This window comes from Streptomyces sp. B1866 (assembly GCF_031932565.1).
Lineage (GTDB): Bacteria > Actinomycetota > Actinomycetes > Streptomycetales > Streptomycetaceae > Streptomyces.
Genome location: NZ_JAVSCF010000249.1, coordinates 1 through 9,324, shown reverse-complemented (window position 1 = coordinate 9,324; position 9,324 = coordinate 1). Strand labels below are relative to the sequence as shown.

The window sequence follows — 9,324 nt, the reverse complement described above, 5'->3', positions numbered from 1 at the left end:
GGCCGCTGCGGCTCGGCCCGGGGATGACCGCGCTGACGTACGACACCGCCGTCGCGCGCGTGCTCGCCGACGGCGGCCCGGTGCCGCGGCTGCGGCAGCGGCTGCTCGCGGAGGCGGTGACGGCGGTGTGGGAGCTGCCGTACGCGCCGCCGCGCCGCCTGGTGGTGGTGCCGCCGCGGGCCCTGGACGGCCCCGGGGCCCGCGCCCTGGCCGCCGCGCTCGGGGCGGCCCGTACGGCGGGCTGGCTGCGCCCGGCGGGCCTCGGCGAGGTGCTGGCCGGGCCGGGCTCCGGTACGGACCGGGACCAGGGTGATCCGGACGCCGCGGAACCGGCCGGGGAAGCGGGCCCGCCCCCGGCCCCGCGAGCCGACCCGCGGCCGGAGGACGCGGCGGAGGACCCGCGACCGGAAGGCGCGCGACAAGACGGCCGGCAGCAGGACGGTCGACAACAGGACGGCGCGGAGCGGGACGGCCCGGAACTGCTCGGCCCCGGGCCGGGAAGCGCGCGGCCGCAGCCCGCCCCACCGCGGGACACGCGGGACCAGGGCGTCCCCTCCGACTACCCGGCCGCGCCGCGCGCCTCCGAACTGCCCGCGCGGGGCGTCGCCCGGGCCGCCGCCGACCAGCACCGGCTGCGGACGCTGGCGAAGGTGCTGGCCGATCCGCAGGGCACCGTGCGGTCCGTGCGCGCCGCTCTCGCGCGTGCGGTGTCCACGGCCTGGCGCGGCGACGCGCCGGGCGCGCGTGCCTACGGCCGGGAGGTGGCCGGATTCCTGTCCGCGTCGATGGAGTCCGTACGGCTCGTACCCAAGTCGAGGGTGGTGGTGGCGGGCGAGGAGGCGACGATCCCGGTGACCGTCGACAACGGCCTCCAGCAGGGCCTGACCGGCGTCGAGCTGCGCGTGACGTCCAACAGGCCGGAGCGGCTGCGGCCGGTGGCCGCGGCGGTGCCGGTGCGCGCCTCCCGGGCCGTCGCCCGTACGGTGCGCGTCGGCGTGCGCGCGCAGGCCAACGGTCCGGTGCGGCTGACCGCGCGGCTCTACACGACCTCCGACGGCGCGCCCTGGGGGGAGCCGATCACCTTCACCGCCGACGTGCGCTCGGTGTCCTCCGGGGCGGTGGCGATCGTGGTCGGCGGCGTGCTGCTGATCGCGCTGGCCGCCGCCTTCCGGACGGTGCGGCTGCGCCGCGCGCGGGCGCGTGCCACGTGAGCCGCGGCCGCCCCGCAGGCCCGCGCGGTCCGCGCGCCGGCGCGGGCCGGCGCGCCGCAGCCGCCGGTCCGCGCGGGAGTCCTGCCGAGGCCCCCGCCCCGCCCTATAATTCATCCATCACTGAAATCCATACCCACGGGTGGCGGGCTGACGACGGCGCCTGCCTGAGTTCTGGCGTGAACCGGACAACGCCGTAGAGTGGGGCAGCCCCCCAGCGACACAAGTGCCGTGGAGGTTGCACGTCATGACCGCAGAGCGCACGCAGCCGGTGACGGGGGGTACCGTCGGACGCCCGGGGCGCGGCCCGGTCCGCAAGCGCACCGGCCGCAGGCCGGGCGCGACGGAGAGCCGTGGCACCATCCTGGACTGCGCCCGGCGGCTGTTCGCCGACCACGGCTACGACGGCGTCTCGGTGCGGGCCATCGCCAAGGCGGCGGGCGTGGACGCGGCGCTGGTGCACCACTTCTTCGCGTCCAAGGAGGGCCTGTTCAACGCGTCCATGGAGGACGCGGTACGCCCGGAGATGATCCTGGACCCGGTCCTGGCGGGCGGCGTCGACGGGCTGGGGGAGCGGCTCGTACGGGCCTTCCTGCGGCACTGGGAGGAGGAGCCCACCCAGGCCAAGCTGCGCAGCATCCTGCGCTCGGCCGTCTCCCACCCGACGTCGGCCGAGATGGTGCGCGGCTACGTGGTGCGGAAGGTGCTCGGCCGCGTCGCCGAGGTCGCGGGCGGCCCGCACCCGGAGGTGCGGGCGGGCCTGGTCGCCTCCCAGCTGGTCGGCCTGGCCCTGAGCCGCTACGTGGTGGAGATCGAGCCGCTGGCGTCGCTGCACTCGGAGGCGGTCGTGGCGGCGGTCGGCCCGAACGTGCAGCGGTACCTGACGGGCGAACTGCCGGAAGGCTGCTGCGCGGAGGGCACGGAGGGCAAGGAAGCCTGAGCCGGGCGCGGCGGGTCCGTACGAGGGCGCGGCGGCCCGTACGGGTCACAGCCGGTGGGCCGCGCCGGCCGGGCTCGCCCCGCGCGTGTCGAGCAGCAGCTGCGCCTTCACGGCGAGCCCCTGGAGGTCGTAGGTGCGGTGGTGCTGGAGGAGCACGGTCAGGTCGGCGGCGGACGCGGCCTCGTACAGCGACTCCGCGCGGGGCACCGGCCGGCCCAGGACGCTCCACCGCTGCACGTACGGGTCGTGATAGCTCAGCTGCGCGCCGAGGTCCAGCAGCCGGGAGGCGACCTCACCGGCGGGTGAGCCCTCCTGGTCGCTGACGTCGGCCTTGTAGCCGACGCCGAGCAGCAGCACGCGCGCGCCGCGCGCCGACTTGCCGTGCTCGTTGAGCAGCGCGGCGCAGCGCTGGGTGACGTAGCCGGGCATGCGCCCGTTGACCTCCCGGGCCAGCTCGACCATGCGCGGCCGGGCGCCGATGCCGCGGCCGCGGTCCGGACAGGGCAGGAGGGCGGGGTCGACCGGCACGCCGTGGCCGCCGACGCCGGGGCCGGGCCGGAAGGCGCGGAAGCCGAACGGCTTGGTCTCGGCGCACCGGATGACGTCCCACAGGTCGACGCCCAGATCGTGGCAGAAGACGGCCATCTCGTTGACCAGTGCGATGTTGACGTACCGGTAGTTGCTCTCCAGGACCTTCACCATCTCGGCCTCGCGCAGCCCCCGCGCGCGGACGACCTTCTCGGTGATCCGGCCGTAGAAGGCGGCGGCGGCCTCGGTGCAGGCGGGGGTGAGCCCGCCGATGACGTGGGGGGTGTTGGCGTGGTCGTAGTCGCGGTTGCCGGGGTCGAGGCGGCCGGGGCAGTAGGCGAGGTGGAAGTCGCGGCCGGCCCGCAGCCCCGAGCCGTGCTCCAGGAGGGGGCGCAGGAATTCCTCGGTGGCGCCCGGGTAGACGGTCGATTCGAGGAGGATGGTGGTGTGCGGGCGCAGCTGTGCGGCCAGCGTGCGGGCGGCCTCGCCGACCGCGGACAGGTCGAGCGTCCCGTCGGCGGCGAGCGGCGTGGGCACGCAGATGGCGGCCGTGCGGACCCGGCCCAGCTCTGCCGGGTCGGCGGTGGCCCTGAAGCCGCCCGCGACCATGCGGCGGACGGCGGCGGCCGGCAGCGGCCCGCCGCCGCCCTCGACGGGGCTGCGGCCGGCGCTCAGCTCGGCGACGGCGTGCGGGTCGGTGTCGTAGCCGACGGTGCACAGGCCCGCGGCGGTGGCGGCGTGGGCGAGCGGGAGGCCGAGGGGGCCGAGTCCGATGACGGCGAGATCTGCGGGCATGGCGTCGTGCCGTCCTTCCCGAGGCGATTCCGGATGGCGCAAACGCACACTAAGCGGAAATATGACACGCATTCAGTATTGCCACGGGGATTGCCGCGAGAGGGGTGCGAGATTGAGGCGCTGGGCGGACAGCGCCGCACCCGTCCGGACGCGCGGGCGCGGGACGGCGGCGCGGACCGGCCGGAAGGGTGGCAGCGCGGACGGGCCGGAGGGTGGCGGCGCCGGACGGGTCGGGAGGGTCGGATCAGGCCATGGCCCGCCGAGCGGGCGCGCCATGGCGTCGCACGCCGGAAAACGGGAAAATCACCACCGAAACGGTGTGACCCCGATCACAGCTGGAGGCAATGGTGAGGACACCGGCACTGGGACCGGCCGAGCGCGCCGACGCACTGGCGCGCATGGCGGACCACGAGCTGGACGTGCTGGTCGTGGGCGGCGGCGTGGTCGGCGCGGGCACCGCGCTCGACGCCGCCACCCGGGGCCTCGCGACCGGCCTGGTCGAGGCCCGGGACTGGGCGTCCGGCACGTCGAGCCGGTCCAGCAAGCTGATCCACGGCGGCCTGCGCTACCTGGAGATGCTGGACTTCGGGCTCGTACGGGAGGCCCTCAAGGAGCGCGGCCTGCTGCTCCAGCGCCTGGCGCCGCACCTGGTCAAGCCGGTGCCGTTCCTCTACCCGCTGCGGCACCGGGGCTGGGAGCGGGCCTACGCGGGGACGGGCGTCGCGCTGTACGACACGATGTCGGTCTCCTCCGGCCACGGCCGCGGCCTGCCCGTGCACCGCCACCTGACGCGCCGCCACGCGCTGCGGGCCGCGCCGTGCCTGCGCAAGGACGCGCTGGTGGGCGCGTTGCAGTACTACGACGCGCAGGTGGACGACGCGCGCCTGGTCACCACCCTGGTGCGTACCGCGGCCGGGTACGGCGCGTGGGTGGCCGGCCGGGCGCGGGTCGTGGGCTTCCTGCGCGAGGGCGAGCGGGTGGTCGGCGCCCGGGTGCGGGACGTGGAGGCGCGCCCGGATTCGGGCGCCGTCGAGTACGAGGTCCGCGCCCGGCAGGTGGTGAACGCGACCGGAGTGTGGACGGACGAGACCCAGGGCCTGATCGCCGAGCGCGGCCAGTTCCACGTCCGGGCGTCCAAGGGCATCCACCTGGTCGTGCCCAAGGACAGAATCCACTCCTCCACGGGTTTGATCCTGCGTACCGAGAAAAGCGTGCTGTTCGTGATCCCCTGGGGCAGACACTGGATCATCGGCACCACGGACACCGACTGGGACCTGGACAAGGCCCACCCGGCCGCCTCCAGCGCGGACATCGACTACCTCCTGGAGCACGTCAACACCGCCCTGGCCGTGCCGCTCACCCGCGACGACGTGCAGGGCGTGTACGCGGGCCTGCGCCCGCTGCTGGCCGGCGAGTCCGAGGCGACCAGCAAGCTGTCCCGCGAGCACCTGGTGGCCCACCCGGTGCCCGGCCTGGTGGTCGTCGCGGGCGGCAAGTACACGACGTACCGCGTGATGGCCAAGGACGCCGTCGACGCGGCCGTCCACGGCCTGGACCGCCGTGTGGGCCCCTGCGTCACCGAGACGGTCCCGCTGGCCGGCGCCGTGGGCTACCAGGCCCTGTGGAACGGCCGAGGCCGCATCGCCCGGCGCGCGGGCCTGCACGTGGCCCGCGTGGAGCACCTGCTGAACCGGTACGGCTCGCTGGCCGATGAGGTCCTGGACCTCATCGCCGCCGACCCCTCCCTGGCCCGCCCCCTCGCCGCCGCCGACGACTACCTGCGCGCGGAGGTCGTCTACGCCGCCTCCCACGAGGGCGCCCGGCACCTGGACGACGTCCTCACCCGGCGCACCCGCATCTCCATCGAGACCTTCGACCGCGGCACGCGCAGCGCCCGGGAGGCGGCTGAGCTGATGGCCCCCGTCCTGGGCTGGGACGGGCAGCAGGTCGAGAAGGAGATCGCGCACTACGGCAAGCGGGTGGAGGCCGAGCGCGAGTCCCAGCGCCAGCCGGACGACCTGACGGCGGACGCGGCGCGGCTGGGCGCGCCGGACATCGTGCCGCTGTAGCGGGGCCGCCGGGGCCGCGGGCTTTCGGGCGCACGCGCGCGGGTGCGCACGGCCGCCGGGGCGCTGGCGCGTCGCGGCGGCGCGGCGGTCCGTCGAGGCCCGGACCCGGCGCCACCGAAGGACGCGACGGCCTCCCGGTGAAGTCCCGCGCGGGCCCGGTGACGTACGGAGCGATCCCGACGACGTCACGCGCGGGCCTGCGGAGACACACGAGGTCCGGCCAGCCGCGCGCACCGGGTTCTTCGCGCCTGCGATCGCCCGCGGCCTTCCGCGCCGCCGCCCCCGCGCACCCCGGAACCGCTGGGGCGCGCCCGCCGACGCGGCCCGCGCGCGGCCCGCCGGTCCGCTACGGCCACGGTCCGGCGCGCCGGACCCGGGACGCCCGGGCGTGCCAGGATGAGAGACAATGACGCTCTGCCAGGGTGGGTTTCGGGCGGGTTGATTCGCAAAGGGGCAGCATGGCGGAGCCGGAGGAGCGGACGCAGGGGACGACGGGGCGCCTCCTCGCCGGGCGGTACCGGCTCGGGGACGTCCTCGGCCGGGGCGGCATGGGGACCGTGTGGCGGGCCCGGGACGAGGTGCTGGGGCGCACGGTCGCCGTCAAGGGGCTGCGCTTTCCCGTCAGCGTGGACGAGGACGAGAAGCGACGCCTCATCACCCGCACGCTGCGCGAGGCCAAGGCCATCGCCCGTATCCGCAGCAGGGGCGCGGTCACGGTCTTCGACGTGGTCGAGGAGGACGACCGGCCGTGGATCGTCATGGAGCTGATCGAGGGCCGTTCGCTGGCCGACGTGGTGCGGGACGACGGGCCGCTGTCCCCGCGCCGGGCCGCCGAGGTGGGGCTCGCCGTGCTCGACGTGCTGCGCGCCGCGCACCGGGCGGGCATCCTGCACCGCGACGTGAAGCCGTCCAACGTGCTCATCGCGGACGAGGGCCGGGTGGTGCTCACCGACTTCGGCATCGCGCAGGTCGAGGGCGACCCGTCCGTGACGTCCACCGGCATGCTCGTCGGCGCGCCCTCGTACATATCGCCGGAGCGGGCGCGCGGCCAGAAGCCCGGGCCGCCGTCCGACCTGTGGTCGCTGGGCGGGCTGCTGTACGCGGCGGTCGAGGGCGTGCCCCCGTACGACAGGAGCACGGCCATCGCCACGCTCACCGCCGTGATGACCGAGCCGCTGCAACCGCCGAAGAACGCGGGCGCGTTGGAGGAGGCCATCCAGGGGCTGCTGATGAAGGACCCGGAGCGGCGGCTGGACGACGCGGGCGCGCGGGCGCTGCTGAACGGCGTGCTGAGCGTGTCGGACGAGGCCGCCGCCGAGGGGCCGACGGCCGTCCACCCGACGGCCACCATGGCCCTGCCGTCCCTTCCGCCGTCCGCGCCCGAGGCCGCGCCGGCCTCCGGTTCGCCGGCATCCGGAACAGGTGATTCCGGCGCGGGGGCTTCCGGTGCGGGCGCTTTCGGTGCGGGCTCGCCGTCGGCCGCCGCCGCGCAGCCCGCCGGGGACCGGACCGCCGCCGCCTCGGACGGGGCCGGGTCCGGGGCACCCGCCGCGCCTCCCGGCCCGCCGTCCGCGCCTCCCGCCGGACGGCCGCCGCTGACGTTCAAGGTGAACCGGCGCGCGCTCCTGATCGCCGCGGTGCTCGTCGCACTCGCCGTGCTGGGCACCGTCCTGGGCATCCTGCTGAGCCGCAGCGGCGGCGGCAGCGACGACACGGGCCAGGGCGAGAAGACCGGCGCGACGGCCGGTACGGGCACCGGCGGCCGGCGGGACGAGAAGGACCAGGGGCAGCGGGACCGGCAGGGCGAGCCGACCGGCGGCACGCCGTCCGCGCAGCGGAGCCCGTCGGCCACCGGCCAGCCGTCCGGCGGCCCGTCGGCGGGGTCGAGCGGCGCGGGCCAGGACGGCGGGAGGGGCGCGACGGGCGGAGCGGGCAAGGAGGACGGCGGGGACGCGCTGCCGGACGGCTACGCGCGGATCCTGTCCCCGAACTTCCACTTCCGCATGGCGCTGCCCGAGGGCTGGCGCGACTACGACGTCCCCGCCTACTCCCGGGGCCGGTACTACCGCGGAGAGGCGAACTTCCCGCGCGTACAGGTCGATTTCACGTCGTCCCCCGGATCGGACGCCGTGCGGGCGTGGCGGGACAACGAGGCGTCGGCGCGCAAGACCATGGCGGGATACCGGAACCTGGGCATCAGAGGGGTCGACGACTGGCGCGGGTATCCGACCGTCGCCGACTGGGAGTTCGAGCGCGTCCAGAACGGCACGCGCGTGCACGTGCTCGACCGCGGTTTCGTGACGGACCCCCACCACGGCTACGCGATCATGATCACGTGTCCGAGTGACCAGTGGGAAGGAAAGGAGTGCCGGACGCTGCGCGAGACGGCGTTCTCGTCGTTCGGCGTCGTGGACTGAGCCGACCGGTCTGCGGCGGGTCCGTACGGCACGTATGGTGAGAAGCCGTGGACCGTACGCAGCCACAAGACGTGGTAATGCGACCACAATTGACGGTTTCGTGCGGTGCGGGCGACAGTCTGGATCGCGCGCTTGCGCTTGGGGAGGCACCGTGGACGAGTACGCGGGTCGGGTTCTCGCCGGCCGCTATCGCCTGCCATTGCCGCCTGCGGACGAGTACGAGCTGATCGAGACCCGCGCGTACGACACCCACAGCCGGCAGGAGGTCCACCTGCGGCAGATACCGCTGCCGGAGGTCGTCGACGCCGAACTCGTGGACGAGGACAGCCCCTACGGCGGGCCGGGCCCGCAGACCGGCGCGGGCCGCGGCCGCGGGCGCGACCTCAACGACCCGGCCGTGCGCCGCGCCCTCGCCGCCGCCGACGCCGCGGCGCGGCTGCCCGACCACCCGCGTCTGGACCAGGTCTTCCACGTGTTCGTGGAGGCCGGAAGCCTGTGGATCGCCAGCGAGCTGGTCGACGCCCGTCCGCTCGCCGCGCTGCTCGCCGAGCGCCCGCTGCCGCCCCACCGCGCCGCCGAGGTCGCCGCCGACATCCTCACCGCCCTGCGCGGCCTGCACGCCCACGGCTGGATCCACGGCAACATCACCGCGCGCACGGTCCTGGTGTGCGAGGACGGGCGGGCGATGCTCACCGGCCTCGCGGCGGGAGCGGCGGAGGAGGCGCTGTGCGGGTACGACCCGGTGCCGGACCCCGCCGCCCGTGCGGAGGGCCTGGAGTCGGCCATCGCCGAGTCCCTCGCCGCAGAGGAGGCGGAGGAGGCCCGGCTGGCCGCACGGGCCGGGGCGCACGAGTGGGCGGAGGCCGCTGAGGACGCGGAATGGGCGTCGGCGCGCGGGGACGGGGAGTGGGCGTCGGCGCGCGGGGACGGGGAGCGGGCGTCGGCGCCTGGGGACGCGGGGTGGGGCGAGGCCGCCGCGGAGCCCGGGTGGGCCGAGGCCACCGACGGGTCCGAGTGGACTGAGGACGCCGACGGGTCCGAGTGGGCCGACGGTCCGCAGGGCTCCGAGTGGGCCGTGGAGGACGGCGGAGCCGGGGAGCCCGGCTGGCGCCGGGGGGCGCGCGAGGAGCGCGGACCCGACCTCCCGCCCCCGTCGGTGCCACCGTACGCCGGGGGCGCGTACGCCGGAGCGTCGCCGTACGGTCCGGGGAAGGTGCCCTCGCCGCGCGACGGAGGCGACCCGCCCGGGCCGGTCGCGCCTCCCGCGCGCGGCGGGCCCGAGCCCGGTGCGCGCCCCCGCGCGCAGTCCGTGTACCGGGACCAGGGCGCGGCGGGCGGTTTCCCCGTGCCGGGCCGGACCGGCGGCG

6 protein-coding genes are annotated in these 9,324 nt (G+C 76.3%); 5 read left to right on the top strand and 1 reads right to left on the bottom strand.

Translation table 11 applies throughout. The features are described 5' to 3' along the window. Positions 1-1,211 (top strand): DUF6049 family protein (locus RKE29_RS24470; protein WP_312007779.1); only part of this gene is annotated, 1,211 nt, incomplete at its 5' end. Positions 1,212-1,455: 244 nt separating this feature from the next. Beyond that, the gene (locus RKE29_RS24465; protein WP_312007778.1) at positions 1,456-2,148 is read left to right on the top strand and encodes a TetR family transcriptional regulator; all 693 of its coding nucleotides are present in this window, start codon (positions 1,456-1,458) and stop codon (positions 2,146-2,148) included. Between the two features lie 45 nt (positions 2,149-2,193). Here RKE29_RS24465 and RKE29_RS24460 read toward each other — a convergent pair whose 3' ends face one another. Then, a complete protein-coding gene (locus tag RKE29_RS24460) occupies positions 2,194-3,471 on the bottom strand; it encodes a nucleotide sugar dehydrogenase (protein ID WP_312007777.1) in 1,278 nt (425 codons plus the stop codon). Positions 3,472-3,818: 347 nt separating this feature from the next. Between RKE29_RS24460 and RKE29_RS24455 the strand changes: the two genes are divergently transcribed. The 3 genes from RKE29_RS24455 to RKE29_RS24445 form a co-directional block, all read left to right on the top strand. Then, positions 3,819-5,540, top strand: coding sequence for a glycerol-3-phosphate dehydrogenase/oxidase (locus tag RKE29_RS24455; RefSeq protein WP_312007780.1), 1,722 nt, complete (start codon positions 3,819-3,821; stop codon positions 5,538-5,540). 458 nt (positions 5,541-5,998) lie between these two features. After that, positions 5,999-7,957, top strand: coding sequence for a serine/threonine-protein kinase (locus RKE29_RS24450; protein WP_312007776.1), 1,959 nt, complete (start codon positions 5,999-6,001; stop codon positions 7,955-7,957). Between the two features lie 151 nt (positions 7,958-8,108). Then, a partial coding sequence (locus RKE29_RS24445) for a protein kinase (protein WP_369016052.1) occupies positions 8,109-9,324 on the top strand: 1,216 nt, incomplete at its 3' end.

Bases quoted from the DNA above. Each gene is read 5' to 3' on its own strand.
- RKE29_RS24465 (WP_312007778.1), top strand. From the start codon at position 1,456: ATGACCGCAGAGCGCACGCAGCCGGTGACGGGGGGTACCGTCGGACGC.
- RKE29_RS24460 (WP_312007777.1), bottom strand. From the start codon at position 3,471: ATGCCCGCAGATCTCGCCGTCATCGGACTCGGCCCCCTCGGCCTCCCG.
- RKE29_RS24450 (WP_312007776.1), top strand. From the start codon at position 5,999: ATGGCGGAGCCGGAGGAGCGGACGCAGGGGACGACGGGGCGCCTCCTC.